General features: G+C 74.2%; 20 protein-coding genes. 10 read left to right on the forward strand and 10 right to left on the reverse strand.

Annotated elements, in window-relative coordinates; genetic code table 11:
* Positions 1–57: 57 nt before the first annotated feature.
* The 4 genes from IH09_RS13795 to IH09_RS13810 all read left to right on the forward strand — a co-directional run bounded on the left by IH09_RS13795 (position 58) and on the right by IH09_RS13810 (position 6760).
* A complete protein-coding gene (locus IH09_RS13795; protein ID WP_052856483.1) occupies positions 58–789 on the forward strand; it encodes a spermidine synthase family protein in 732 nt (243 codons plus the stop codon).
* A 77-nt stretch (positions 790–866) separates the two neighbouring features.
* Positions 867–1607, forward strand: coding sequence for a response regulator transcription factor (locus IH09_RS13800; RefSeq protein WP_052856484.1), 741 nt, complete (start codon positions 867–869; stop codon positions 1605–1607).
* Positions 1604–2719: a HAMP domain-containing sensor histidine kinase gene (locus IH09_RS13805; protein WP_052856485.1), complete on the forward strand. Its 1116-nt coding sequence runs from the start codon at positions 1604–1606 to the stop codon at positions 2717–2719. Before IH09_RS13800 ends, IH09_RS13805 begins: the two co-directional genes overlap by 4 nt.
* Before the next feature lie 237 nt (positions 2720–2956).
* Positions 2957–6760 (forward strand): multifunctional oxoglutarate decarboxylase/oxoglutarate dehydrogenase thiamine pyrophosphate-binding subunit/dihydrolipoyllysine-residue succinyltransferase subunit, encoded by a 3804-nt coding sequence (locus IH09_RS13810; protein WP_052856486.1) that lies wholly within the window; start codon positions 2957–2959, stop codon positions 6758–6760.
* A 109-nt stretch (positions 6761–6869) separates the two neighbouring features.
* On the opposite strand, the gene fxsT is transcribed toward IH09_RS13810, so the two are convergent.
* The 7 genes from fxsT to IH09_RS13845 all read right to left on the reverse strand — a co-directional run bounded on the left by fxsT (position 6870) and on the right by IH09_RS13845 (position 19197).
* Complete coding sequence (gene fxsT, locus IH09_RS13815; protein ID WP_110952268.1) at positions 6870–9944, reverse strand: FxSxx-COOH system tetratricopeptide repeat protein; 3075 nt, start codon at positions 9942–9944, stop codon at positions 6870–6872.
* Between the two features lie 134 nt (positions 9945–10078).
* The gene (locus IH09_RS13820) at positions 10079–11218 is read right to left on the reverse strand and encodes an FxsB family cyclophane-forming radical SAM/SPASM peptide maturase (RefSeq protein ID WP_381531609.1); all 1140 of its coding nucleotides are present in this window, start codon (positions 11216–11218) and stop codon (positions 10079–10081) included.
* Positions 11219–11372: 154 nt separating this feature from the next.
* Positions 11373–11591, reverse strand: coding sequence for a YxD-tail cyclophane-containing RiPP peptide (locus IH09_RS13825; protein ID WP_052856487.1), 219 nt, complete (start codon positions 11589–11591; stop codon positions 11373–11375).
* Positions 11592–11696: 105 nt separating this feature from the next.
* Positions 11697–15077, reverse strand: a complete 3381-nt coding sequence (locus tag IH09_RS13830; protein ID WP_052856488.1) for an SAV_2336 N-terminal domain-related protein — start codon at positions 15075–15077, stop codon at positions 11697–11699.
* A gap of 5 nt (positions 15078–15082) precedes the next feature.
* Positions 15083–16162 (reverse strand): MoxR family ATPase, encoded by a 1080-nt coding sequence (locus IH09_RS13835; RefSeq protein ID WP_052856489.1) that lies wholly within the window; start codon positions 16160–16162, stop codon positions 15083–15085.
* A 417-nt stretch (positions 16163–16579) separates the two neighbouring features.
* Positions 16580–18778, reverse strand: a complete 2199-nt coding sequence (locus IH09_RS13840; RefSeq protein ID WP_052856490.1) for a VMAP-C domain-containing protein — start codon at positions 18776–18778, stop codon at positions 16580–16582.
* Positions 18778–19197, reverse strand: coding sequence for a CU044_2847 family protein (locus tag IH09_RS13845; protein ID WP_052856491.1), 420 nt, complete (start codon positions 19195–19197; stop codon positions 18778–18780). The genes IH09_RS13840 and IH09_RS13845 overlap by 1 nt, the downstream gene beginning before the upstream one ends.
* A 151-nt stretch (positions 19198–19348) precedes the next feature.
* Here IH09_RS13845 and IH09_RS13850 point away from each other — a divergent pair, with 151 nt between their 5' ends.
* From IH09_RS13850 to IH09_RS13865, 4 genes are all read left to right on the forward strand, one after another.
* On the forward strand, positions 19349–19531 hold the full coding sequence (locus IH09_RS13850) for a DUF6104 family protein (RefSeq protein WP_052856492.1): 183 nt from the start codon (positions 19349–19351) through the stop codon (positions 19529–19531).
* Positions 19532–19760: 229 nt separating this feature from the next.
* The gene (locus IH09_RS13855; RefSeq protein WP_052856493.1) at positions 19761–20750 is read left to right on the forward strand and encodes a DUF4097 family beta strand repeat-containing protein; all 990 of its coding nucleotides are present in this window, start codon (positions 19761–19763) and stop codon (positions 20748–20750) included.
* Positions 20751–20752: 2 nt separating this feature from the next.
* Positions 20753–21925, forward strand: coding sequence for a PadR family transcriptional regulator (locus IH09_RS13860; RefSeq protein WP_052856494.1), 1173 nt, complete (start codon positions 20753–20755; stop codon positions 21923–21925).
* A 374-nt stretch (positions 21926–22299) separates the two neighbouring features.
* A complete protein-coding gene (locus IH09_RS13865; protein WP_052856495.1) occupies positions 22300–23181 on the forward strand; it encodes an SCO6745 family protein in 882 nt (293 codons plus the stop codon).
* 33 nt (positions 23182–23214) lie between these two features.
* Here the strand turns inward: IH09_RS13865 and IH09_RS13870 are convergent, their stop codons facing one another.
* Positions 23215–23772 carry a Clp protease N-terminal domain-containing protein gene (locus IH09_RS13870; RefSeq protein ID WP_052856496.1) on the reverse strand — a complete coding sequence of 186 codons (558 nt, stop codon included), beginning with the start codon at positions 23770–23772 and terminating at the stop codon, positions 23215–23217.
* A complete protein-coding gene (locus IH09_RS13875) occupies positions 23772–23981 on the reverse strand; it encodes a helix-turn-helix domain-containing protein (RefSeq protein WP_052856497.1) in 210 nt (69 codons plus the stop codon). The genes IH09_RS13870 and IH09_RS13875 overlap by 1 nt, the downstream gene beginning before the upstream one ends.
* Positions 23982–24125: 144 nt before the next feature.
* Between IH09_RS13875 and IH09_RS13880 the strand changes: the two genes are divergently transcribed.
* Together IH09_RS13880 and IH09_RS13885 are read left to right on the forward strand one after the other, a co-directional pair.
* Complete coding sequence (locus tag IH09_RS13880) at positions 24126–24941, forward strand: antibiotic biosynthesis monooxygenase (RefSeq protein ID WP_110952269.1); 816 nt, start codon at positions 24126–24128, stop codon at positions 24939–24941.
* Entirely contained in the window at positions 24910–25404 is a 495-nt protein-coding gene (locus IH09_RS13885; RefSeq protein ID WP_052856498.1) for a cupin domain-containing protein, read from the forward strand. Before IH09_RS13880 ends, IH09_RS13885 begins: the two co-directional genes overlap by 32 nt.
* Here IH09_RS13885 and IH09_RS13890 read toward each other — a convergent pair.
* Positions 25374–26222 (reverse strand): TetR/AcrR family transcriptional regulator, encoded by an 849-nt coding sequence (locus tag IH09_RS13890; RefSeq protein WP_318279448.1) that lies wholly within the window; start codon positions 26220–26222, stop codon positions 25374–25376. The genes IH09_RS13885 and IH09_RS13890 overlap by 31 nt on opposite strands.
* Between the last annotated feature and the right edge of the window lie 16 nt (positions 26223–26238).

The following is a 26238-nucleotide window of genomic DNA, read 5'->3' on the forward strand; positions in this document are numbered from 1 at the left end:
CCCGCGCCGCGGTCCAAACCGGTGGACCGGCGGACCGGGGGCGATCAAGATGGCCGCATGGCTCCCGCGCTCCCCCAGCACTCCACGGCCGGCCTCCCGGAGGCGCCACGCACCCTCGACCGCCGGGAGGGCCCGTACGGCGAGGTGGCACTGCGGCAGCGGGACGGGGGCCCCGGCGCACCGCCGGTCTACGAGATCATCGCCAACGGCTGCTTCCTGATGGACACCTCCGACGGCCGTTCCGAGCGGCTGCTGATCGACGCCGCGCTGGCCGAGCTGCCGGCCGCCCGGCCGCGGCCCGCCGTCCTGATCGGCGGTCTCGGCGTCGGCTTCTCACTGGCGCGGGCGGCCGCCGAACCGCGCTGGGGCCGGATCGCCGTCGTCGAACGGGAGGCCGCGGTCATCGACTGGCACCGCACGGGTCCGCTGTCGGCGGTCTCGGCGGCGGCGCTGGCCGATCCGCGCACCGAGATCCTGGCCACCGATCTCGTCGCGTACCTCCGTACCGGAGCGGACGGGGACACCTACGACGCACTCTGCCTGGACATCGACAACGGGCCCGACTGGACCGTCACCGACGGCAACGGCAGCCTCTACTCCCCCGCCGGCCTCGCCGCCTGCCGGGACCGACTGGCACCGGGCGGCGTGCTCGCCGTCTGGTCCGCTCAGCCGTCCCCCGGTTTCGAACAGGCCCTTCGAAATGCCGGGTTCAGCGGGGTACGTACGAAAGAGATCCCGGTTGTCCGAGGCGTCCCCGACGTGGTGCATCTCGCGCGTAAGGGCGCGTAGCCGACGGTCACATCCTGCCCTTACGCTGCTGCCCAGCACTACGCGACCGGGCACACGGGGACATGCAGGGGCGGGCGATGGACCAGACTCAGACCAGCCAGGGCGGCACCGCCGCGGCCACGCCGGGCGCCCAGCGCCGGGTGCTGGTCGTGGAGGACGACCCGACGATCGTCGACGCCATCGCGGCCCGGCTGCGCGCCGAGGGCTTCCAGGTGCAGACGGCCACCGACGGCCCGGCCGCCGTCGACACCGCCGAGGCGTGGCAGCCGGACCTGCTGGTCCTGGACGTGATGCTGCCGGGCTTCGACGGCCTGGAGGTGTGCCGCCGGGTCCAGGCCCAGCGGCCGGTGCCGGTGATGATGCTCACCGCCCGCGACGACGAGACCGACATGCTCGTCGGCCTAGGGGTCGGCGCCGACGACTACATGACCAAACCGTTCTCGATGCGCGAGCTGGCCGCCCGGGTGCACGTCCTGCTGCGCCGGGTGGAGCGCGCCGCGCTGGCCGCGCACACCCCGCGCAGCGGCATCCTGCGCCTCGGTGAGCTGGAGATCGACCACGCCCAGCGCCGGGTGCGGGTGCGCGGCACCGACGTCCACCTCACCCCGACCGAGTTCGACCTGCTGGTCTGCCTGGCGAACACCCCGCGCGCGGTGCTCTCCCGCGAGCAGCTGCTCGCCGAGGTCTGGGACTGGGCGGACGCCTCCGGGACGCGCACGGTCGACAGCCACATCAAGGCGCTGCGCCGCAAGATCGGCGCCGAGCGCATCCGCACGGTCCACGGCGTCGGCTACGCCCTGGAGACCCCGGCCGCATGACGCGGCGGTGGCGGGCGCCCGCGCGGGGGCTCTGGGCGCGGGTCTGGGACGGATTGCGGCCGCTGGACCCGTACCGCTCCGTCAAGGCGGCCCTCGGCGCGCTGGTCATCGTCTCGGTGATCATCACGACCCTGCTGGTGTTCGTCGCGATGCACTCGGCGACCGAACTGCGGGTGATCACCATCTTCTCGATCATCGCGTCGCTGCTGATCACCCAGTTCGTGGCGAACAGCCTCACCGCGCCGCTGGGCGAGATGACCGACGTGACGCAGTCGATGGCGCACGGTGACTACACCCGCCGGGTGCACTCGGCGCGCCGTGACGAGTTCGGCGATCCGGCGGACGCCTTCAACCGGATGGCGGCCGATCTGGAGGCGGTGGACACCCACCGCAAGGAACTGGTCGCCAATGTCTCGCACGAGCTGCGCACCCCCATCGCGGCGCTCCGGGCGGTGCTGGAGAACGTCGTGGACGGTGTCTCCCAGCCCGACCCGGAGACGATGCGGACGGCGCTGAAGCAGACCGAGCGGCTCGGCCGGCTGGTCGAGCACCTCCTGGACCTGTCCCGGCTGGACAACGGCGTGGTGCCGCTGCACACCACCCGCTTCGAGGTCTGGCCCTATCTGTCCGGGGTGCTCAAGGAGGCCAACATGAGCCGCGGCGCCGCGACGCTGGCCGGCTCGGGCACCCACACCCGCACGGACGTCCATCTGCATCTCGACGTCTCCCCGCCCGAGCTGACCGCGCACGCCGACGCCGAGCGGCTGCACCAGGTCGTCGCCAACCTCATCGACAACGCGATCAAGCACAGCCCGCGGCACGGCCGGGTCACGGTCCACGCTCGGCGCGGCGAGGGCCCGGGGAGTCTGGAGCTGGATGTCCAGGACGAGGGCCCCGGCATCCCCGAGTCGGAGCGGTACCGGGTCTTCGAGCGGTTCAACCGCGGCGGACCGGCGGCGTCCGGCCCCGGGAGCGACGGCGGTACGGGCCTCGGCCTGGCCATCGCGCGCTGGGCGGTGGATCTGCACGGCGGCCGGATCGGCGTGGCCGAATCCCCACGTGGCTGCCGTATCCGCGTCACTCTTCCGGGGCTGGAGCCAGCTCGGAGCTGACGGCCTGTGGCGTAGGGTCGGTGGTGGGAGCACTGATCAGGGGGTGCGACGGCGCCGCGATCTGTCCGCACGCAGCCAAACCCCGTGTGTTTCCCGCCAAGTCATGCTCTGAAACCCAGCGGTGAATGTGACGTGCGCGACGAGTGACCCTCCCGGACTGCATTAACGGTCCGGGGAGGCGTAGCCTTTATTCCCGCTGTCCACCACCTTAGGAAGCGGAAGAGGGCGGTTGCCGCCGTGTCGCTACAGTCCCCCAACAGCTCGAGCATCTCGACCGACCAAGAGGGGCAGGGAAAGAACCCTGCCGCCGCGTTCGGTCCCAATGAGTGGCTCGTCGACGAGATCTACCAGCAGTACCTCCAGGACCCGAACTCGGTAGACCGAGCCTGGTGGGACTTCTTCGCCGACTACAAGCCGGGCGGCGCCGCGGCGCCGAGCCAGCCGACGGAGGCCATCGCCCCCGCACCGGCCGCCCCGGCGACCCCGGCCGTTCCGGCCGCCCCGACCACGTCGGCCGCCCCCGCTGCCACGAGCGCTCCCGCAGGCTCCTCGGCGCAGCAGGGCGCGGCCCCCGCCGCCCCGGCTCCGGCGAAGCCCGCGCCGAGCGCTCCGGCGCCCGCCGCTGCCAAGCCGGCCGCTGCCAAGCCGGCCGCCGAGCCCGCGGCCAAGCCGGCCGGCCCCGAGCTGGTCACGCTGCGTGGCCCCTCGGCCGCCGTCGCGAAGAACATGAACGCCTCCCTGGAGCTGCCGACGGCCACGTCCGTGCGCGCGGTGCCGGTGAAGCTGCTGTTCGACAACCGCATCGTCATCAACAACCACCTCAAGCGCGCCCGCGGTGGGAAGGTCTCCTTCACCCACCTCATCGGGTACGCGATGGTGCAGGCCCTCAAGGCCATGCCGTCGATGAACTACTCCTTCGCGCAGAAGGACGGCAAGCCGACGCTGGTCAAGCCGGAGCACGTCAACCTCGGTCTGGCCATCGACCTGGTCAAGCCGAACGGTGACCGCCAGCTCGTCGTCGCGGCCATCAAGAAGGCCGAGACGCTGACCTTCTTCGAGTTCTGGCAGGCGTACGAGGACATCGTCCGCCGCGCCCGCGACAACAAGCTGACGATGGACGACTTCACCGGGGTCACCGCGTCGCTGACGAACCCGGGCGGCATCGGCACCGTCCACTCCGTGCCGCGGCTGATGCCCGGCCAGGGCCTGATCCTCGGCGTCGGCGCGATGGACTACCCGGCGGAGTTCCAGGGCACCTCCCAGGACACCCTGAACAAGCTGGGCATCTCCAAGGTCATGACGCTGACCAGCACCTATGACCACCGCGTGATCCAGGGCGCCGCCTCCGGCGAGTTCCTGCGCGTGATGAGCCAGCTGCTGCTCGGCGAGAACGACTTCTTCGACGACATCTTCAAGTCGCTGCGGATCCCCTACGAGCCGGTCCGCTGGCTGCGCGACATCGACGTCTCGCACGACGACGACGTCACCAAGGCGGCCCGGGTCTTCGACCTGATCCACTCCTACCGGGTCCGCGGCCATGTCATGGCCGACACCGACCCGCTGGAGTACCACCAGCGCAAGCACCCCGACCTCGACATCATCGAGCACGGCCTCACCCTGTGGGACCTGGAGCGCGAGTTCGCGGTCGGCGGCTTCGCCGGCAAGACCATGATGAAGCTGCGCGACATCCTCGGCGTGCTGCGCGACTCGTACTGCCGCACCACCGGCATCGAGTTCATGCACATCCAGGACCCCAAGCAGCGCAAGTGGATCCAGGACCGCGTCGAGCGCTCGCACAAGTCGCCCGAGCGCGAGGAGCAGCTGCGCATCCTGCGCCGGCTGAACTCCGCCGAGGCGTTCGAGACGTTCCTCCAGACGAAGTACGTCGGCCAGAAGCGCTTCTCGCTGGAGGGCGGCGAGTCCGTCATCCCGCTGCTGGACGCGGTCATCGACTCCGCGGCCGAGTCGCGGCTGGACGAGGTCGTCATCGGCATGGCCCACCGCGGCCGGCTGAACGTCCTCGCGAACATCGTCGGCAAGTCGTACGCGCAGATCTTCCGGGAGTTCGAGGGCAACCTCGACCCGAAGTCGATGCACGGCTCCGGCGACGTGAAGTACCACCTGGGCGCCGAGGGCACCTTCACCGGTCTGGACGGCGAGCAGATCACCGTCTCGCTGGCCGCGAACCCCTCCCACCTGGAGGCCGTCGACCCGATCGTCGAGGGCATCGCGCGCGCCAAGCAGGACCTCATCAACAAGGGCGGCACGGACTTCACGGTCCTGCCGGTCCAGCTGCACGGTGACGCGGCCTTCGCGGGCCAGGGTGTCGTCGCCGAGACGCTGAACATGTCGCAGCTGCGCGGCTACCGCACCGGCGGCACGGTGCACATCGTCATCAACAACCAGGTCGGGTTCACCGCCCCGCCGGAGTCGGCCCGCTCCTCCATGTACGCCACGGACGTGGCCCGCATGATCGAGGCGCCGATCTTCCACGTGAACGGTGACGACCCGGAGGCCGTGGTCCGCGTGGCGCGGCTCGCCTTCGAGTTCCGCCAGGCGTTCAACAAGGACGTCGTCATCGACCTGATCTGCTACCGCCGCCGCGGTCACAACGAGTCCGACAACCCGGCCTTCACCCAGCCGCTGATGTACGACCTGATCGACAAGAAGCGCTCGGTGCGCAAGCTCTACACCGAATCGCTCATCGGTCGCGGCGACATCACGCTGGAAGAGGCCGAGCAGGCGCTGCAGGACTTCCAGGGCCAGCTGGAGAAGGTCTTCACCGAGGTCCGCGACGCGACCACGGCCCCGATGACCCCCGAGGTGCCGCAGCCGCAGGCGGAGTTCCCGGTCGCCGTGGACACCGCGATCTCCCAGGAGGTCGTCAAGCGGATCGCCTCCTCCCAGGTCAACATCCCCGACCGGGTCACCGTCCACCCCCGCCTGCTGCCGCAGTTGCAGCGCCGCGCGGCCCAGGTGGAGGACGGCACGATCGACTGGGGCATGGGCGAGACCCTCGCCATCGGTTCGCTGCTGATGGAGGGCACCCCCGTCCGGCTCGCCGGCCAGGACTCCCGCCGCGGCACCTTCGGTCAGCGCCACTCGGTGCTCATCGACCGCGAGACCGGCGAGGACTACACCCCGCTGCTCTACCTCTCCGAGGACCAGGCCCGTTTCAACGTCTACGACTCGCTGCTGAGCGAGTACGCGGCGATGGGCTTCGAGTACGGCTACTCGCTGGCCCGTCCGGAGTCGCTGGTCATGTGGGAGGCGCAGTTCGGTGACTTCGTCAACGGCGCCCAGACCGTCGTCGACGAGTTCATCTCCTCCGCCGAGCAGAAGTGGGGCCAGACCTCCGGCGTCACCCTGCTGCTGCCGCACGGCTACGAGGGCCAGGGCCCGGACCACTCCTCGGCCCGGATCGAGCGCTTCCTCCAGCTGTGCGCGCAGAACAACATGACGGTCGCCATGCCGACGCTGCCGTCGAACTACTTCCACCTGCTGCGCTGGCAGGTCCACAACCCGCACCACAAGCCGCTGGTCGTCTTCACCCCGAAGTCGATGCTGCGTCTGAAGGCCGCGGCGTCGAAGACGGAAGAGTTCACGACGGGCGGCTTCCGCCCCGTCATCGGCGACACCACGGTGGACGCGGCCGCCGTCCGCAAGGTCGTCTTCTGCGCCGGCAAGGTCTACTACGACCTGGAGGCCGAGCGCGAGAAGCGCGGTGCGCACGACACGGCGATCGTCCGTATCGAGCGGCTCTACCCGCTGCCCGGCAAGGAGCTCCAGGCGGAGATCGCCAAGTTCCCGAACGCCGAGAAGTACCTGTGGGCCCAGGAGGAGCCGGCGAACCAGGGTGCCTGGCCGTTCCTCGGTCTCAACCTGATCGACCACCTGGACCTGGCCGTCGGCGCCGATGTGCCGCACGGTGAGCGCCTGCGCCGCATCTCGCGCCCGCACGGCTCGTCCCCGGCCGTCGGTTCCGCCAAGCGTCACCAGGCGGAGCAGGCCCAGCTGATCGCCGAGGTCTTCGACGCGTAGTCACCGGCACCGGCAGTGACCGAAGGGCCCGTCCCCGCATCTCGCGGGGGCGGGCCCTTCGGGTTCGGGTGCCGCGTCCTGGGAGGCGGCGCCGATGGCGTGGCGACGCCTATACGGGCTGCGGTTCGAAGTCCCAGTACGGTCGCCGGCGGCGGCGGGCGGACAGCGTGTGCGGATGCTCGGCGCCCAGGGTCTCGGCGAGCTGCTGGACGGCCTCCTGCTCCAGCTTCGCCGCCTCCTGACCGCGGCGCAGCGTGCGCAGGTCCTCGGCGAGCGCCGTCTTGGCGGAGAGCGTCAGCGGATGGGTCCCGCCCAGCGCCGCCTTGGCCCGCTCCAGGGTGTCGTGGCTGAGCTCCACCGCGCCGTCCTCGTCCTCGACGCGGTTGCGGGCGGCGGCGGTGTTCAGCGCGCAGCCCAGCGTCCAGGGGTGGTCGGGTCCCATGATCCGGGTCATATCGCCCAGTGCCCGTTCGGCGATGTCCAGCGCCTCGGTGAGCTCCCCGAACGCGCCACGGGCCAGGCCGGTGTTGCCCAGGGTGCCGATGGTGTACGGGTGGTCCGCACCGGCCAGGGCTCGGTAGCGCTCGGCGACCTCCTCGGCGAGGTCGCGGGCGTGCCCGAGGTCGCCGTGCTCGCGCAGGAAGGTGGCGTAGTCGGCGCGCACCATCAGCGTCTCGGGGTGCCGGGGCCCCTGCACCCGGCGGGAGCGCTCGACGAGGTCGGCCATCAGGGCGTCGGCCCGGCCGAGTTCACCGGAGCGGCGCAGGCAGAGCGCGAGGTCGTGTTCGGCGCGCAGCGTCTGCGGTGTGTGCGAGCCCATCACCTGCCGGTGCAGCCGGGCGTTCAGCTCCTGGCTGGAGGTGGCGTCGCGGTAGCGGCCCAGCAGCCGCAGCATCCGGGAGTAGGAGGCGCCGGCGTTGAGGGTGAGGTGGTGGCGGGCGCGCAGCTCGCGCTCCCGGAAGGCCAGCACATCGCGGAAGGTGCCCAGCGCGTCCTCGTAGCGGCCGAGCAGGGCGAGGGCGGAGCCGAGGTTGTGCCGCGAGGAGAGGGTGCGGGGCGCCTCGGGGCCGAGCACCTCGGTGTAGGTCCGCCACACGGTGTCGAAGAGGGTGTACGCCTCCTCGTACGAGCCGAGCGCCATCAGCGTGCCGGCCAGGCCGTCCTGGGCGCGCAGCAGATCGGAGTCGGCCGGGGTGCGTTCGGCGGCGAGCTGGTCGACGATGGCGCTGCCGACCGCCTCGGCCTCGCGGTAACGGCCCATCCGGCGCAGCATGTTGGCGTGCTGGTGGGTGAGGACGAGCATGGTGCGCCGGGTGGGCTCCATGCGGGTGCTCCAGCGCGCGAGGAACTGCTCGCACAGCCGCAGGCCCATGCGGTTCTCGCCGCGCACCCGCAGGTATTCGATGCAGTTGAGCAGGAGTTCCTGGACGGCCGGTTCGGGGCTGTCCAGGACGCCGGCCGGCTCCAGGTGCGGGATGAGTTCGGCGTAGCGCTCCCAGTAGCGGGTGTCGGAGGGGTTCTGCGGGTCGGCGGTGACCAGTACCCGGCAGGCCGTCGCGGACATCTGGTCGCGCTCGTCCTCGGTCATGTCGCTGCGCAGGAAACGGTGGTAGAGCCGGTGCATCTGCGCGGTCTCGACGGCCGGGTCGGACTCCTCGGAGAGCTGGTAGTCCAGGCGGACGGCGGTGGATTCGGTCAGCCGGCGCAGCGCGGTGTTCCAGCTGATCGGCTCGACGGCGAGGTCCGCGAGGTGTTCGGGCAGATCGCCGCGGCGGGCCTTGGCGAGCATCGGTACGGGGATGGCGTCGGGGGTGAAGAACGCGAACAGCTTGAGGAGTTCCACCGCGGCGGGGCTGCGTTCGCGCAGGGTGTTGAGGGTTATGGCCCAGCTGGTCTGGAAGGCCATCGGGTAGTCGGAGGAGATGCGGATGCCGACCAGGCTGGGTTCGCCGCGGCGGATCAGCTCGATGTACTCCTTGGGGGACATCGGGTTGGCGTCCAGCCAGGCGGCGGTCTGCGCGAGCAGCAGCGGCAGGTCCTGGACGGCCTCGGCGAGCAGGTCGGCCTCCAGCGGCGTCAGCCGCGGCGCCCGGCGCCTGGCGTAGGCGACGCTCTCCATCCGGTTGAAGGGCCGCACCTCGATCTCCTGGGCGCTGCCGGATCCCGACCAGTCGCGGGTGAGCGTGGTGATCAGGACATGGCCGCGGCCGTCGGGGACGAGGTCCTCGATCTGCTCCATGTCGTCGGCGCTGTCGAAGACCAGCAGCCAGCGGCGGTAGGGGCGGCCGACCCGCAGCGCCTCGTGGACGGCCCGGATGCGGTCGCCGAGTTCATGGCCCACCGGGAGGCCCAGGCGGTTGGCGAGTTCGGCGAGCTGTTCGCGGGCGGCGCCGCGGTTGGTGGCGCTGATCCACCACACCACGTCGTAGTCGTTGCCGAAGCGGTGGGCGTATTCGGCGGCGATCTGGCTCTTGCCGACGCCGGAGATGCCGTACAGCGCGATCCGGGTCTCCAGCGGCGGGCCGGCGCCGAGGCCGCCGCCGGCGAGCTTGTCGTGCAGCTCCTCCAGGACGTGGTCGCGGCCGGTGAAGCGGTTGTTGCGGCGCGGGACGTTCCAGACCTCGGGCGGGTCGTTGGGGAAGCGCGGGGCGCCGGGGGACGGTTCGCCGCGCGGGCGCCGTGCGGAGGTGACGCCGAGGCGTTGCAGGACGCGGCGGTTGGCCTCGACGGCGTCCAGGTCGCGCAGGTCGGCGGGGCGCAGCACGGCGGCGGTGGCGGGCAGCTTCTGGGTGGCGACGCTGACGGCGGCGAACCGGTCGGCGTGCGGTGTCACCACTTCCTGGAGCGCGTCCGTCCACTCCTCGTGGGACTTGGGTCCGAGCCGGAAGTACCAGTCGTCCAGCACCATCAGGAGGCGGCCCTCGGCGGCGAGCAGTCCGGACAGCTCGTCGGCGAGCGGGGTCTCCGGGACGGGGTCCCAGCGCAGCAGGGTGGTGCCGTGGCCCAGCTGCTCCAGCTGGTGGGAGATCCACGCCGCCCAGGGCCGGTTGAATCCGGCGTAGCTGATCGTGATGTGTTCGTGGGAGCGGGCGGGACCGGAGGTGCCGGCGGGACCCGGAGAACCGGAGGAACCTGAGGTACCCGAGGAACCAGAGGAATCAGAAAACGTCGACTGATCGGCCATGCGACCGTCTCCCTGGGATGCGGTGGTGCGCGCGTGCAGAGGCTGTGCGTGGGCGGGCTGATTGGCACGATAGCCCAAGTGTCGCTCCCTGTGACGACGGTGCGTCAGGCGATCTTGTGGGCGGGGCGGTGGGGCTACATCGCGGCGGCCAGCCGGGCGGCGATATGCCGGATCAGGCGTTCCAGATCGGCGCAGTAGACGGACGGATTGGCGAATCCGCTGGGGCCCGCGCGGTAGCGGTGCGCGTAGTTGCCGCCGCCGCACACCCGCATCAGGGCGCAGCTGCGGCACTGGGCGCCGAGCGCGTCCGGGCCGCGCCGGCGGGCGGCCATACCGGGGTGGGCGAGGGCCTCGTCGAAGCTGTGGTGGAAGACGTCGAGGCCGGTGGCGGCGGCGCCCTCGTAGGTGGATTTGAGCGAGTCGACCTGTTCGATGGCGCCGTCGGTGTCGACCACGAGGGCGACGACCGGGGAGAGGCCGACCGCTTCGCTGGAGCTGGGGCGCCCCAGGAGCAGACCGATGATCTCGGTGAAGAGCCGTACCCGGGGGCCCGGTCCGCCGTCCCACCAGAGGTCGAAGACGGTGCACAGCCAGTCGCCGTACGGGGTGCGGCGCGCGGGGCCCAGGGGGGCGGGCGGCGGGCTGGACCAGTTGGCGTGCGGGAGCAGGAAGTCGAGCACGGGCGGGCCGAGGGCGCGCAGCGAGCCGTAGACCTCGGCCGGGTCGGTGGTGATGTCGATGGTGGACAGGATGCCGGCGAAGACGCCGGGGCGGTCGGCGAGCATCCGTACGGCGCGGGAGACGGCGGGCCAGGAGGGGCGTCCGGCGTGGTCGACGCGGCGGTGGTTGAGACCGGGGGTGCCGCCGTCGAGGCTGAGGCCGAGGCGGAATCCGGCGGCGCCCAGGGTGTCGATCAGCTCCGGGGTGAGCAGGGTGCCGTTGGTCTGCACGCCGAATTCGGCGGTGCATCCGGCGGGCAGCGCGGCGCGGAGGGCGGCGGCCTGGTCGAGGAGCGGGCCGGGGCCGGTGAGCAGCGGTTCGCCGCCGTGCAGGTCGATGCGGATCTCGCGCAGGCGGTGGGCGCGGGCGTGTTCGGCGATGCGCAGGGCGCTCTGGCGGAGGGTGGCGGTGGGGACGAGCCGCGGGCGGGCGCGCCAGCTGCGGTCGGGACCGGCGTAGATGTAGCAGTAGGTGCAGGCGAGGTTGCACCGGCTGTGCATCTTCAGGACGAACTGGCGGAAGGGCACGGTGGTCCTGCCGGTCTCCACAGCCACCACGGCGCCGTCCCCCTGCTCTCGTCGGCGGCCGGAACCGTCAACTCCCGCCCGCTGACTGATACATGGCACCACCACCGATTGAGGAACCGAATTGCCGCGACAACTGGCCGATTCCCTTGCGCGTTTGCCCAAAAACAACTGCTTCTGACCGTCAGTGCAAGAGTTTTTCCGGGCCGTCTTCGTAGTACGCCACCGCGTCATCCGCCGACGGCCAGTTGCGCAGCAGCAGCGCCGCCACTTCTCCCAGCACCGCGTGGTCCGTCCGCGCCGCCAGACCGGCCACGTCCACGCCGCCGAAGTCCGGCAGCGGCTCGGCCGACGGACCGGACGGGGCGGCCCCGGCCGGTTCGGTGCGAGGGATCGTCGCCACGCTGCTCTCCTCTGGGCCGGCTGGACGGGGTGTTCCCGAACTCCCGTCCACAGAAACACGTTCCGCCCCGCGCGACCAGGCGGCCGGCGGGGCGCTCGGGGGCGGTCAGGCGGGGGATTCGAGGGCGCGCATCCGGGCGCGGGTGCGCCGGGCCTCCGGGCCGCTCTCCTCGGCCGCGTGCTGCCACTGCTCCCAGCTCTCGCGGTAGGCGTGCAGCGCCGGCTGGGGGCCCGCGGTCTCCTCCAGGACCTCGCCGCGCCGGTGGTGGGCGCGGGCCGCGAGCAGCGGACTGCCGCCCCGGTGGGCGTGCGTCGCGGCGCGGCGGTAGCAGGCGGCGGCCCGGTCGTGCCGCTCCCGGGAGTCGAAGCGGCGGTCCAGCAGCAGTTGGACATCGCCCACTTCGAGCCATGCCTCGGCCGCGACGAGCGGCTCCACCCCGGAGCCCCGGGCGGCCAGCTCCAGGATCCAGTCGGCCTCGTGCAGATCGGCGAGCGAGGGCTGGCGTTCGTGGCGCAGCCGCAGCGCGCGGCCGAAGGCCAGCCGGTGGGCGCCCAGCTCCGGATCCTGCGGCGCGACCCGGGCCAGCGCCTCCCGCAGGACGTGCACCGCGTCGTTGGCCAGCCGCCTGCCCGGTTCGGGGTCCGGCTCCAGCCGGGCCCGCAGCAGCAGCGCCGCGCCGCGCTCGGCGAGCAGCGCGCTGTGCTCGGGGGAATCGGGGACGGTCAGCCGCTGCGCGGCGGCCAGCGCGGCGATGGCCTCGTCCAGGGGGCCCGGCGCGCCCGTCCAGGTGTGCACGGCGCGCTGCGCGGCCGCGATCCGGCGCAGGCTGTCGGCCTCCAGGGCCGGTTCGGCGAGGGTCCGCGCCATCGCGCGGGCCCGCTCCAGGGTGGGCAGCACGGACGGCAGCGCGCTGCCGCCGGTCAGCGAGCGGGCCGCCGCCAGATCCAGCAGCGTCTCGCAGACCACCCGGTCGGCGGCGCTGCCACGGCGGCGCAGCAGCAGGGTGGCGGTGTCGAGGTCGTCCGCGGCACGGACCGCGAGCGCCTCGGCGGGGCGCGGCCCGTCCGGGCGTACGCGGCCGGCCCGGCGGGCCTGGTCCAGCAGGACGCCGCCGCGCGCCGCGTACACCTCGCCGGGAACCTGCTCGCCGCTGGGCCACCGGTCGAGGACGGTGGTGAGGGACCGTTCCGCCTCGTCCAGGGGGTCGGGCGGACCGGCCCCCTCGGGAGCGCCGGGCCCGGCGGGCGCCCCGGTGGCCGGCGGCAGGGCGGCCATCCGGCGCAGGACCTCGGTCCGTAGCACCGTGCTCTCCAGGAAACGCGGGTCGAGCAGGCTCATCAGCCCGCAGGCGGCGTGCAGTTGGCGCGCGGCGTCCGCCAGCGCGGTGCGCTCCTCCTCCGGTGCGCCGGCCCCCGCACGCTCCCGGGCGCGGGCGTACCGGACCCGGCCGAGCACGATCAGCGCCCGGGTGCGCTCCGCCTCCCGGCCCGCGGCCTCCGCCGCCCCGGCTTCCTCCCCGGCCGTCCCCACCTCCTGGTCGTCGGCCGGGCCCGGCGCGGTGGCCCGCTCCGCGGCGCGCACCGCGCGTTCGGCCTCCGCCAGGGCGTCGGGCTGGCGCCACTTCGCCCAGGCGTGCAGCAGGGCGCGGGCCAGGTCGGTGCCGGCCGGCGGCAGCCGGTGGGCCGCCGCGCGCAGCAGCCGGACGGCCTCGATCAGGTCCCGTACGGCGCTGCCCTGTTCGTAGCGCTCCAGTAGGGCGGCGCCCTCGGCGGCCGGGCCGTCGCCGGGGTAGGGCGGCTGCTCGGGCGGCCGCAGCGCCGGTTCGAAGCGGCGCAGGACGTGTTCGGAGACCCGGGCGAACGGTTCGGGGACGGGGCGGCGGCCGGACTCCGGCTCCCGGCCGCTGCCGGAGAGCATCGCGACGGCGACGGCCGGGAAGTTGCGGGCGCCGCGGCCGAAGGTGCGCTCCACGTAGAGCGAGCAGTGCTTGAGGACCAGCGCGGCCTCGCCCGCGCTCAGCCGGCCGAGCAGTTCGTCCCGTACGCCGGGCACGAAGTCGTACCACGGGCCGCTCGCCCCGTCCGCCTCCCCCGCCGGCCGGTCCGCCGCCGGGAGTTGGGTGACCAGGCCGCCGAGCAGCACCTCGGCCAGCTCGGCCGGTCCGGTGTGCGGCAGCATCGCGCGCTGTACGAGCTGGATGACCGGCAGCGCCAGCGGGACCGCCGACAGGTGCACCGCGAGCAGCCGGGCGTCCGGCGAGGCGGACCGGTCGAATTCGCGGACCCTGCGGGCCGGTGCGGAGGGCTCCGCCTCGGCCGGGCGGCCGCCGGGCTCCGCGCCGTGGTCGGCGCGGACCACACAGGCGGCGCCGCGCAGCGACAGGCCGGCATCGGCCGCGGCCAGCCTGGCCCAGGCGCCGAGCGCGGCGGGCGTCGCGGAGAGCACCGGGATGGCGCGGCCGCGGCCGGCGTCCGGGGCCGGTCCGGGCGCCGCGGGGGCCCGGCGGCGCCTGGCGGGCCGGAAGCCGAGGGCCTGGTACGGGCCCTGGTGGCGGACGAGGGTACCGGCGACGGCGGGCAGCCGGGTGCGCGCCCACATCCGCTGCGGCAGCGGCTGGACGACGGCGACCGGCGCGTCGGCCGCCCAGCGGTGGAGCAGCCGCTGGAGCCGGCCGTCCTGCCACAGCGGGCCCGCGCAGTCACTGACGACGAGGGTGAGGTGGTGGCCGGTGGGATCGTGCAGCTGGCCGGCGGGGCGCAGCGGCCGGCCGGGGCCGGGGGCCGCGGCGACACCGACGTCCGGGCCGTGCGGGTGGAGGTAGTGCACCGTGACGTCGCGGAAGGCGCCCACCCGCTCGCAGACCTGGCGCAGATCGTGCAGCATCTGCTCCCAGACGGCCATCGAGGACGAGCCGTCCATCAGCAGCCGCAGACCGGCCTCCCGGCGGTGCACCCCGCGCAGCACCGGGATGACCGTCTCGGCGTGTGCGGAGAGTTCGGCGGTGGCGGGCTCGTCCAGCTCCCGGCGGACCGGTGCGACCGGCGGGTGGTAGCGCTGGACGGGCCGCAGGGCGCGCTGGAGCGGCAGCAGCCCGGGGAAGGCGGCGGCGATCGGGACGGCGACCTCGCCGAGCCGGTGGCGGTCCGGATCGGGCGGCCGCGCCTCCCGGGCGGGCCGCAGCTCCGCCTCCGTGCGGCGGGCGCCGTCCCGGGGCGCGTACGGGCCGCCGGGCTCGGGTGCGGCCGCCGCGCCGGGCTCCACGGATCCGGCCGGGCCCACGGTGAAAGTGGCCGGATCGCTGCATCCGGCGGTGGTGGAACCGGCCTCGCCCGTGGCGTCCCGGGCGGTCTGCTGATCACCCGGCGTGATCCACTGGGCGAGCCAGAGGGCATCGGCCATCCCCCGGGCGTCGGCGGGCAGCCCCGCCGCGGTCAGCCGGGCGACGAGCTGGTCGAGGGGTCCCGGACCGGACTCCCCCACAGCCATCGCGTTCACCTCGTCCGGTCAAGAGGCCGCATGAGCTCGGCCGTCAGGCGCCGTCGGGTCTCCTCCTCGTCCTGGTCCGTCCAGCCGGCCTGCTGTGTGAGGTGGATGGCGTTGAACAGCTGGTCGACGGCGCGGACATCGCCGGGCTCGCGGTCCAGGAAGCGGTCGATCACCGAGGCGTGGCGCTCGGCGGCGCCCTCGCCGAAGTGGGCCCGCACCATGGCGGCGAGCCGCTCCTTGTCCGGTGCCGGGATGTGGAGGTGGATGCAGCGGCGCAGCAGGGGCGCCGGGAAGTCCCGTTCGCCGTTGCTGGTGAGCACGATGAACGGGAAGGCGTGGCAGCGCACCCGGCCGTCGCGCACCGTCACCGGCGCGCCGTCGTCGCTGAGCACCCGCACCTCGGGGGCGGATCCGGCCAGCCGCTCCAGCTCCGGAATCCTGAACTCCCCCTCCTCCAGGACGTTGAGCAGGTCGTTGGGCAGGTCGATATCGCTCTTGTCCAGCTCGTCGACGAGCAGCACCCGGGGTCTGGCGGCGGGCAGCAGGGCCGTGCCCAGCGGGCCGAGGCGGATGTAGCGGCCGATGCCGCCGCCGGGCTCGGCGGTGTGGTCCGGGTCCGGGGCGGGCGCGGCGGCGCCCTCCGGGGCGTCCTGGCCGGCGGGCCGCGGCGGGGTGGCGCGGGCGATCTGGAGGTCCTGGAGGCGGCCGATGGCGTCGTAGGCGTACAGGCCGTCGCGGAGCGTGCTGCGGCTGACGACCGGCCAGCTGAGCACCCGGCCGAGGCCGAGTTCGTAGGCGACCGAGTGGGCCAGGGTGCTCTTGCCGCTGCCCGGGGCACCGGTCACCAGCAGCGGCCTGCGCAGATAGAGCGCGGCGTTGACCAGCTCGCGCTCGGTCTCGCCGGGCCGGTGGTGGCTGGCCTCCCTGCGCAGCACGCCGAGCCGGCGTTCGGAGGCGGGGTCGAGGGCGGTCGGCGGCGGGATGTCGGGCCCGCCGTCGAAATCGCGCCAGGGCGGGGGCGGCGGGAGCTGTTCGATTCCGTCGTGCGGTGCTCCCGCGCCGCGGTAGATGAGCCAGTCGCTCACGTCGGAACTCCTCGTCGCCGGCCAGCCATCGGGCAGGGAGCGATGGTCGCGGCGGACCGCCCCGGAGACGGTGGCGTCCGCCCCGGCCCTTCCCCCACGCCCGCCACGCACACTCACGAATCAATGTCTCATGACGCTATGACAGGAGCGAGCCGTACGGAAGCTCACGGGGGCGGTTTCCGGTCTCCCGCACCGTCGCCACGCGCCGCCAAGTGCCGTGCAGGGGACGTGACTTGCGGTATCCGGCGGCGCCGGGTCCGGTCGCGGCGGCCGGGCGCATGCAGGGCGTACGGGCGCGCGGGGGCGTACGGAGGACGGGGCGGACCGACGGACGAAGGGGCCTGGAGGAGGGGGACGGCGGCGCAACCCGGCCCGCCGGCGGGGGCCCGTTGCGGCGGCCGCGTACCGGCCGGGCGGTCACCGGGGCGACACCTGCGGCCGGGCCGTGAAGAGCTGCGGGATGGGGTCCTCGGGGTCGTCGTAGAGGAGCACCAGATCGCGGGCCCAGTGGGCGCCTTCCTCCGCGGCCTTCGCCCGCAGCTCCCGGACGAGCTCGGGGAGGCGGGCCAGTGAGCCGGACCCCTGGAGCAACTCCCGTACGCCGCGGTGGAATTCCTCGCAGGAGGCGTCGCAGGACCGCTCGCCGTGGCCGGCCGCGGACCACAGTCCGGCCGGGAAGCCGGTGTCCAGGGCGGCGCCGGCCGCGTCCCGGCCGGTCCCGTCGGCGACCGTATGGCACAGCGCGGGCACCGCACCGTCGTCCGCCTCCTCCAGGAGCCGCCAGACCCCGTCGGCGGAGCCCGCCGCCGCTCCCGCGCCGTCCCGGCGGGGCGGCGGGACGCGCAGCGCGTGCAGTGCGGGGGCGACGGCGACGCGCTGCCAGCGGCGCAGCCAGGCCGGGTCGATCTCCTCGCGGCGCCCCTGGTCGCGCAGGATCACCGCGCGCCCCGGGCCCACCGGCCGCGCCCGTGCGGTGCGCCGGGTCGAGGCCGCGACCTCCCAGCGGTCGGCCGGGGTGTGCCAGTGCCCCTCGGGGACGGCGACCTCCAGGCGCACCCGGGCGCCCGGTCCCGCGTCGCCGTCGGCGCGCAGCAGCCGGGCCCCGAGCCGCCGCAGGACCTGCGCCCGCGCCTGCTCGAAGGGCACCCCGCCGTCCGACTCCTGGACGTCCACCCGCAGCCACTGCCCCCGGCCGTACCCCTCGCTGACCGACCAGTTGAACAGCTCGCCCTCGCCGTCGTCGTAGAACAGCGGCTCGAACTCGACGAGTACGGAGCGCGGCCGGCGCCGCACGGGGCCGATCCGGCGGCGGTCCTGCGGCTGCAGCACCACTGCTTTGGCCTGGACGAACTCCGCGAGGTGGGCGGCGTGTTCGCGCGCCTCGGCGGCCGCTTCGCCGGGCGCCTCGCGCACCTCGTCCGCGACCCGCTGTGCCACGATCCGCAGATAGTGCACGAAGGCGCAGAGTTCGGTGTACGGGTCGCTGCCCTGGTAGAGCGCGCCGTGGCCGTCCCGCCAGGTGCGCAGCGCCCAGGCCCCGGGGCCCTCGCCTCGGTCCAGCGCCTCGCCGACCGCCGCCTCCACGACGAGCGGATCGCGCGGCGCGGGCAGCCGGGCGAGCAGGTCGAGCGCCTGCAACCGCTCCTGCACGCCCCACAGCCGGCCGCGCCCCGCCATGATGGCGTGCTGGGCGTCGAACCAGGTGGGCCCGCCGGGGCGGCCGAGGTCCTGTCCGCTCCAGTGCCAGCGGTCGTGCAGGCCCATCAGCGCGTGGTACGGGTCGGGGCCGAGCCCGGTGGCGCCCGCGACGAGGTGTTCGGGGCCCAGTCCGCGCAGCGCGGTGACCGGCACCGCGAGTCCGACGTGGTCCTGCTGGTGGCGCCCCTTGACGATGCCGACCACCTCGCCGCGGTCGCAGTCGAGCAGCGGTCCCCCGGAGGCGCCGGGGGTGACCCGGACGTCGCTGCCGAACTGGAGCCCCCGGGCGTCCCGGGCACCGAACCGGACGGCGATGAACGGGGTGAACGGATCGGCGGCTCCCCCGGGTGCGCCGGGAGCGCCACCCGCCTCACCTGCGCCGCCCGCCTCGGCCGCATCGCCCGCCGCGCGTACGCCGCCCCCGTCACGTACTACGCGTTCGTGCGCGGCGTCCGTACGCGGCGGGCGGTCCGTACCGGGCCGGTCGTGGCCCCGGAAGATGTACGCGTCCTCCAGGAGCGTCGCCGGCTGGTCGCTGAACCAGGCGCAGGGGTGCTCGGTGTCCGGGTCGAGCAGCCGGACCAGGGCGAGATCGGCGCGGGCGGTGCCCGGTCCGGCCGCCGGGTCGGGCCGGCTCAGGTCGTACTCCAGCCGGGCGGCCGCCAGCCGTCCGCCGAACGCGACGCCGAACACCCCGTCGGGGCCGAGGTCGCGCCGCCGCCCGTCGCTCGCGGCGAGCACATGGGCGCAGGTCAGGACCCAGCCGGGGGCGATCAGCACACCGCTGCCCCACAGCCGGGGATCCGGTGCGTCCGGTGCGGCGCGCAGGGCGACGGTGGTGCGTCCGGCGTGTGCGAGGAGCTGTCCGTACCGCGCCCGGTCGCCGCGGCCGTGGGTCCGCTCCTCCGAGGTCGCCATCAGCGGCCCGGGTCGGCCGGCTCCCGGCGGCCGACGGCGGGCTGCTCGCCACCGGACGCGTTCCCGTCCTCGCGCCGCCAGGTGAGCGTCACCGAGAGGTTCGCCTTCGCCTCGCCGTCCGCGAGGAGGGCGACGGCCTTGCCGGGTTTGGCCGAGACCTCCACGCCGAAGGTCACGCTGGTCTCGTGCGGCGCCACCCGCTCGGTGGCCTGCCGGACGCTGGCGGCGACCCCGCCGATCACCTCGCGGAGCCCCTCGACCCGGGCGCCGAGCGCCTCCCAGGTGCCGACGTCCTCGAAGTCGGCGTACTCGCCGTCCGGCCCGACCGGATCGTCCAGCCCCGCGGCGTCCAGTCTGGAGACCCGGGCCCAGACCTCCGTACCGTCGGGCAGTGCGATGCGCTGCGCGCGATCTTGCATCACGGCCTCCCGCTCCCCGTTGGCGGCAATTCCCCATCGCCGCAGGACCGTTGACAGGCGCTCAGGTTAGCTCCCGGGTGCCCGCGGCGCGAGAGCCGTGCGGGCCTGCCTATCCTGGCCGGAATGTCCCATGACCCCTGGTGGAGCGCACGTGTATTTCACTGACCGCGGTATCGAGGAGCTGGAGAACCGGCGTGGCGAGGAGGAGGTCACCCTCGGCTGGGTGGCCGATCAGCTGCGTACGTTCGTCGACCTGAACCCGGATTTCGAGGTGCCGGTGGAGCGGCTGGCTACCTGGCTGGCCCGGCTCGACGACGACGAGGACGAAGACTGACGCAGGCTGACGAGGACTGACGAGGGCTGAGGACGGCAGCCGGCCGAGGAGGCATGGCGGCCCGGTACCGGGCGGGCCGCCGGTGCGCGGACGGGGACGGGCGGGTGGCACGGGTCCGGTGGGGCGCCCGTCGCGGCACGGGGTGCGCTTGACTTCCCGAACCCGCGATATATCGTGTCTAAAGAAGACGCGATATGTTGCGTTGTCCGCCTGCCCGGGGAGGCCAGAAATGTCAGACCGGACCGAGTGGTCGATCTCCGCACCACAGAAGCTGGAATTCGAAGCGCCCGTCACGGCGCTGAACGTGCGCGTGATCGGCGGCACCGTCAATGTCGTCGGCACCTCGGACGGCGGCCCGCCCCGCCTGGAGATCAGCGAGCTGACCGGCCCGCCACTGCTCGTCTCGTGCCGCGACGGCGTCCTGTCCATCGGGTACGAGGACGTCACCTGGCCCGGCATCCTGGGCCAGTTCGACCCCAAGGAATGGGGCCGCGGCCTCTTCGACCCCAAGGCGTGGCGACACGGCCTCAAGGGCTGGAACCCCACGGGGTGGCACCGCAGCGCGGTGATCTCGGTGACCGTCCCGGCCGCCACCCGCGTCGAGGTCGGCGCGGCCACCGCGAGCGCGGTGATCTCCGGCATCTCGGGGCGTACGGAGCTGCGCGGGGTCTCCGGTGACGGCACCCTCGCGGGGCTGACCGGCCCGGTGCGGGCCGACACCGTCAGCGGCCGGATCGAGGCCCAGGCCGTCACGGGCGAGCTGCGGTTCCACTCCGTCTCGGGGGATCTGACGGTGATCGAGGGCGCGGGCGGTTCGGTGCGCGCCGACTCCGTCAGCGGCGACATGGTCCTGGATCTGGACCTGCCGCCCGCCGCCCCGGACGGGACCGCCGCCGCCCGGACGGACATCAGCCTGACGACGGTCTCCGGTGAGGTCGCCATCCGGCTGCCCGACCCGGCCGACACCCGGGTGACGGCCAACACCACGAGCGGCACGGTCTCCAACGCCTTCGACGATCTGCGGGTCAGCGGCCAGTGGGGCGCCAAGCGGATCACCGGCTCGCTCGGCGCGGGCACCGGCACACTGAAGGTCACCACCGTCTCCGGCGGGCTGGCCCTGCTCCGCCGCCCCGCCGCCGAGGAGCCGCACGGCGCCCCCGGCGGCGGAGCGGACGGCGCCGCCCCCACCGGTACCCCCACAGAGAAGAAGGTGCGCTGAGCATGCCCCCCGTCTTCGCCCACGGCCGCCTCCGGCTCTATCTCCTCAAGCTGCTGGACGAAGCCCCCCGGCACGGCTACGAGATCATCCGCCTCCTGGAGGAGCGCTTCCAGGGCCTGTACGCCCCCTCGGCCGGCACGGTCTACCCGCGGCTGGCCAAGCTGGAGGCCGAGGGCCTGGTCACGCACGCCACCGAGGGCGGCCGCAAGGTCTACTCCATCACCGACGCCGGCCGGGCCGAACTCGCCGACCGGGGCGGCGAGCTGGCCGATCTGGAGCTGGAGATCCGGGAGTCGGTGGCCGCACTGGCCTCCGACATCCGGGAGGACGTCCGCGGCTCCGCGCGGGACCTGCGCCGCGAGATGCAGGAGGCCGCGCAGCAGGCCCGCAAGGAGTCCGCCGCGAGCGCCTTCGGGGGCGGCGCCAAGGGCGGGCGGAGCGGCGCCCCGCAGGACGGCGGCACCGGCCGCCCCTTCCCGGAAGCCTCGGACTACTTCGACGGCGCGTTCGCCGACAAGGAGTCCTGGCGGCAGGCGAAGGAGGAGTTCCGGCGCGCCAAGGAGGGGTGGAAGGAGCAGGCGCGGCGGGCGAAGGAGGAGAGCCGGCGGGCCCGGCAGGACGCCCAGCGGGCCCGTAAGCAGGCCCGGGACGCCCAGGTGTTCGCGCGCGAGGAGGTCCAGCAGGTCATCAAGCGCGTCCAGGAGCAGGCCCAGGAGCATGTCCGCTCCGGCGACTGGGCGGGGGCGGTGCGCGAGGCGCTGTCCGAGGTGTCCCGCGAGGTCGGACGCTTCACCGGCGGGCAGACCGGCGCGGACCACGGCGGCGACCGGGACCGGACCGGCCACAGCGGCGCGGCCGCTCCCGACAGCGACGCCGCCGACGCCACGCGGGTCACGGTCGAGCGCCTGGACCTGTCCAAGGAAGCCCCCGCGGGCGAGCCGGAGCCCCCGGCCCCCGACTGGGCGGGCGAACCCGGCAGCGGCGATCCGGCCCGCGACTTCGACCGGCTGCTGGACCGCTTCCGCGACGATCTGCGGGACGCGGCGCGCGATCACGGCGTCACGGCGGAACAGCTGCGGGAATCCCGCCGCCGGCTGTCGACGGCCGCCGCCCACATCGGCGCACTGCTGCGGGATCCGGAGCAGTACTCCACGCTCACCGATCCGGACGATTAGCCGGTCGCGGCGCACGGGGACGGGCGGGACGACGGGGGACACGGGGGCGACGGGGCACGGGCGGGGCGGAGTTCACCAGGACTCCGCCCCGCCCGTACGCGTCCCTTCCGCCCCCTCGGTCCCGTCCGCCGCTACCGGCCCCGCGGTCGACCCCCGTCCCGCCCAACTGTCCGACAGTTACGTAGAGTTGCCTGCGGCGGCCTGGGTTCACCGCACGTAATCGGGGAAGTCAATCTTTCGCACGGCTTTTCGTCCGGCACCGGGACGTGGGGGCCTCAGCCGCCGACTCCGCGGACCGCCGGCCGTGCCCTGGCCCCCGGACCACGGTCAACTCCCCCTGCCTGTAAGCATCGTGAAGGCCATGAGGTAAAGCGATGTTGGAATACCTTTCGGTCGCCCGCCGGATGTGGCACCAGTTCGAGCCACTGCACGCCACGCTCTACTTCGCCCCCGAGGCCCGTCAGGTCGCCGCGGACCTCGGGTACGACGTCGCCTCCCGCTGGCCCAGCTACTTCGCCTGGCGGACCGCCCCGCTGGGCGCGGCCGGGCCCGAGCTGGTGGCCGCGACGTACTACAGCTTCAGCCCCCGGATGATCGCCCGCTACGTCCCGCAGATCTGGGCCACGGCGGACCCGGCCAAGGTGCTGGACGGACGGCTGCGGGCCATGGACCGCGCGCTGGTCCCCCTCATCGGCGGCCGGCTGAGCGCCACGCAGCTCGCCGAGGCGGCCCGGCTGGCCCGCCAGGCCGCCGAGAACACCGGCCTCGCGGCCCGTCCGCTGGCCGCCGCCAACCGCGATCTGCCCTGGCCCGACGCCCCGCATCTGGCGCTCTGGCAGGCCGCGACCATACTGCGCGAGCACCGCGGCGACGGCCATCTGGCGGCGCTGCTGACCAGCGGACTCGATCCGTGCGAGGCGCTGGTGTCGGTCGCCGTGGTCGGCGCCGCACCGGCCGCCGGCTTCGTCGGCCGCGGCTGGAGCGCCCAGGAGTGGCACGACGCCCGGTACCGCCTCGCCGCCCGCGGCTGGATCGCCCCGGACGGCACCGCGACCCAACTCGCCCACCGGGAGCGGGCGGCCATCGAGCGGATGACGGACCGGCTGGCCGCCGGCCCCTGGCGGGCCCTGGGCCGCTGCCGCGCCGAACGGCTGGCCCAGCTGCTCGGCCCCGTACTCGACGCGATCTTCGAGGCCGGTTACGCACCCCGGCGCGGCGCCCCGGGAACCGTCGCGGTGAAGGCCGGCCACCCGTAACCGGCCACCCCCGCTCCCCGACCCCCGCCCCGCTCAGCCGCCCGCGGCCGCGCGTGCCAGCACCCGCAGCACGGCGTCGTGCGTCACGCCGTGGTCGGCGAGCACGGCCGCGGCCGGTCCCGTCCCGGCCGTCAGGGCGATCAGCAGATGTTCGTCACCGATGTGCCGGTCGCCGCGGCCGAGCGCGATCCGCAGGGACCGCTCCAGTACGGATTTCGCCTCCGCGGTGAACGCACCGCGCACCCGCTTCCGGCGCCCGGCCGGCTCCGCGGCCGCCAGCGCGCCGACGCCGTGCTCCCGTTCCACCCGCGCGACGATCTCCTCGACGTCGATCCCGAGCCCGGCCAGCGCCGCCGCGTCCGCGGACGAGACGCCCCCGCGGCGGCGCACCGCCGCCAGGGCGTCCACCACGGACTGCCGGCGCTCGTGGACGCCGAGCGCGCCGAGCGCCGCGGCGGCGGGCGAGTCCGTACGGTCCAACAGCGCGAGCAGCAGCTCCGGTTCGCCGGCCGCGGTGGCGCCCGTGCGGTCCGCGTGTGCGACGGCGCCGCGCACCACCGCGCGCGCGTCCTGCGTGAACTTCTCGAACATCAGCGCCTCCCGTGCTTCTTGTGGACCGCCTGCCGGCTGACTCCCAGCTCGGCGGCGATCTCCTGCCACGACCAGCCCTTCGCCCGCGCGCTGCGCACCTGCACGGCTTCGAGCTGCTCCAGCAGCCGGCGGAGCGCGGCCACGGCGCGGAGCCCGGTCCGGGGGTCCCGATCGCCCGCCCGCGCGGCGAGATCCGTTGCTTCGGTCATACGTGTCAATCTAGGTTGACAGACGCCATGCGTCAACCCTCGTTGACGCCAGAACTGCCGCACACCCCGCCCTCCTTGACCTCAACCGCACTTGAGGGAGAAGGCTTCCGGACACCGGAGACCCACCGCGGAACGGAGCCCGAGATGCCCTTGACCACCGACTTCCCCGACATACGGCGCGCCGACGCCGGCACCGCCCTCGTCAGCACGTGGCTGGTGCCCACCGCCGGTCTCCAGCGTCCGGCCGCCGACGCCGTCCACACCGAGTGGGAGCACCAGGAGCGCCCGGACGCGATGCTCTCGCTCACCACCTTCCTGAGCACCGACGGCGGCCACCTGCTCCACTACGCGCAGTGGACGAACGACGACGACCACCGGGAGTGGGCACGCACCCGGCGGGAGGCGGCCGTCGGCCGGATCGACGAGGCGGTGCCCGGCATCCGGCGCCCCGGGCTGGTGCGCTACCGGCGGTACCGCAGCTACGTACCCGAGCGGCCGGCCGGCCGCCGGCCGGCCCTCCTCGTCGTACCGGCGTTCGCCACGACCGGCCCGGCCGCCCAGCACACCCTCGCCGACGCCGTGCTCGGCGTCCTGGCCCGGGAACAGGTGCCGGGGCTGCTCGGCGCCCACTTCCACCTGAGCCAGGACGGTACGAAGGTGCTCAACTACGCCGAGTGGGAGGACCTCTCGGCGTGGCGGGAATTCGCCGACCGCGGGGTGTCGGCGGAGCTGGCCGCGGCGATCCGCGCCATGGACGGCGTCAGGCCCGTCCCCCCGGAGTTCCCGGCGCCCCCGGAGCCCGGAGTGTCCCCTCTGCGCGCCGTGGCTCGTTACCACCTGTACCGAAGCCTGATCAACGTGCCCGTCCCGGCCGGCACCGCATCCCCGGCCGCCGGCCGCGCCGCCACTCCCCCGCGAGGAGACCGAGATGACCTACCCCGACCCCCGCTACCTGGGTGACCACGGTGAGATCAGCGCCGTCCACCGCCCGGCGGACACCGCACCCGACATCGTCAGCGGCACCCAGCGCACCCACTACCTGGCGACGCACGCCGCCACCGGGGGCGAATTCGGCCTCTACCGGCTGGACATGAGCCCCCGGGCGCCCGGCGCGGCCACCCACTTCCACCGGACCATCTCGGAGTCCTTCTTCGTCCTGTCCGGGGCGGTGCGGCTCTACAACGGCGAGCGCTGGACCACCTGCCGCGCGGGCGACTTCCTGTACGTACCGGTGGGCGGGCTGCACGCGTTCCGGAACGCATCCGACGACCCGGCGTCGATGCTGCTGCTCTTCGCACCGGGCGCGCCGCGCGAGGAGTACTTCGAGCGGGTCGCGGAGATGTCCCTGCGCGGCGGCCGGGACCTCGACGAGTTCCGGCTCCGGCACGACAGTTATTTCGCGGACGGGGCGCCGGAGAGCTGATCCCGGCCGAGTGCGGCCCGGCCGCGGCCCCGCGCTCCGGCCGGGCCGAGGATGCGGTCGAGGTGGTAGTCGAGGGTGCGCGACACCTCGGCCATCGTGCGGCGGCCGTGCAGTACGTCCAGGCCCAGCCCCGTGACGCCGGACACCAGCAGGTCCGCCTCGTGCCGGGGGTCGGTGTCCGGGGCCGCCCGCCCGGCCCGCCCCGCCGCCCCCGCCTGCCGGATCAAGGTGGCCACCAGTTCCTCCAGCGGATGGCTGCCGTGCAGGAGGACCGCGGCCAGCTCGGGGTCGGTCAGACTGCGGACGTAGTAGGCGAGGAACACCCGCAGCGCGGTGCGCCGTTGCTCGTCCACCGGCAGGAACGTCATCAGGACGCCGCGCAGCACCGCGCGCGGATCGCGGGGCTCGGGCAGCCGCGCCAGCCGGTCGCGGGCGCGCCGTTCGTTCTCCTCGTGCAGCAGCCGGAGCGATTCGACCAGCAGCCGCCGTTTGCTGCCGAAGGCGTACTGGACCACCCGGAGCGAGACCCCGGCCTCGGCGGCGACCTCGCGCATGCTCGCCGACTCCAGACCGCGCCCGGCCGCGATCCGCCACACCGCCTCGGCGATCTCCCGCCGCCGCCGGGCCGCCGCGCTCGCGGCGGGCACCTCGGCGGGCGCGGCGGCGAGCCGCGGGGTCGCCGCACGCTCCCGCTTCCGCCGTCGGTACGCCTTCGCCTGACAGCTCCGGGAGCAGTACGCGGGCGGCCGCCCGCGCTCCGCCGCCGGCAGTCGCGATCCGCACACCAGGCATCCGTCCGTTCCCTTTTCCGCACGCACGCGGCCAGCGTACCGC

It is taken from the genome of Streptomyces celluloflavus (assembly GCA_000720995.1).
GTDB lineage: Bacteria > Actinomycetota > Actinomycetes > Streptomycetales > Streptomycetaceae > Streptomyces > Streptomyces celluloflavus.

Excerpts from the sequence above, each read along its gene's own strand:
- IH09_RS13855 (WP_052856493.1), top strand. The coding sequence starts at position 19,761 with ATGTCAGACCGGACCGAGTGGTCGATCTCCGCACCACAGAAGCTGGAA.
- IH09_RS13875 (WP_052856497.1), bottom strand. The coding sequence starts at position 23,981 with ATGACCGAAGCAACGGATCTCGCCGCGCGGGCGGGCGATCGGGACCCC.
- IH09_RS13805 (WP_052856485.1), top strand. The coding sequence starts at position 1,604 with ATGACGCGGCGGTGGCGGGCGCCCGCGCGGGGGCTCTGGGCGCGGGTC.
- IH09_RS13830 (WP_052856488.1), bottom strand. The coding sequence starts at position 15,077 with ATGGCTGTGGGGGAGTCCGGTCCGGGACCCCTCGACCAGCTCGTCGCC.
- IH09_RS13885 (WP_052856498.1), top strand. The coding sequence starts at position 24,910 with ATGACCTACCCCGACCCCCGCTACCTGGGTGACCACGGTGAGATCAGC.
- IH09_RS13795 (WP_052856483.1), top strand. The coding sequence starts at position 58 with ATGGCTCCCGCGCTCCCCCAGCACTCCACGGCCGGCCTCCCGGAGGCG.
- IH09_RS13865 (WP_052856495.1), top strand. The coding sequence starts at position 22,300 with ATGTTGGAATACCTTTCGGTCGCCCGCCGGATGTGGCACCAGTTCGAG.
- IH09_RS13840 (WP_052856490.1), bottom strand. The coding sequence starts at position 18,778 with ATGGCGACCTCGGAGGAGCGGACCCACGGCCGCGGCGACCGGGCGCGG.
- IH09_RS13870 (WP_052856496.1), bottom strand. The coding sequence starts at position 23,772 with ATGTTCGAGAAGTTCACGCAGGACGCGCGCGCGGTGGTGCGCGGCGCC.
- IH09_RS13800 (WP_052856484.1), top strand. The coding sequence starts at position 867 with ATGGACCAGACTCAGACCAGCCAGGGCGGCACCGCCGCGGCCACGCCG.
- IH09_RS13860 (WP_052856494.1), top strand. The coding sequence starts at position 20,753 with ATGCCCCCCGTCTTCGCCCACGGCCGCCTCCGGCTCTATCTCCTCAAG.
- IH09_RS13880 (WP_110952269.1), top strand. The coding sequence starts at position 24,126 with ATGCCCTTGACCACCGACTTCCCCGACATACGGCGCGCCGACGCCGGC.
- IH09_RS13845 (WP_052856491.1), bottom strand. The coding sequence starts at position 19,197 with ATGCAAGATCGCGCGCAGCGCATCGCACTGCCCGACGGTACGGAGGTC.
- fxsT (WP_110952268.1), bottom strand. The coding sequence starts at position 9,944 with ATGGCCGATCAGTCGACGTTTTCTGATTCCTCTGGTTCCTCGGGTACC.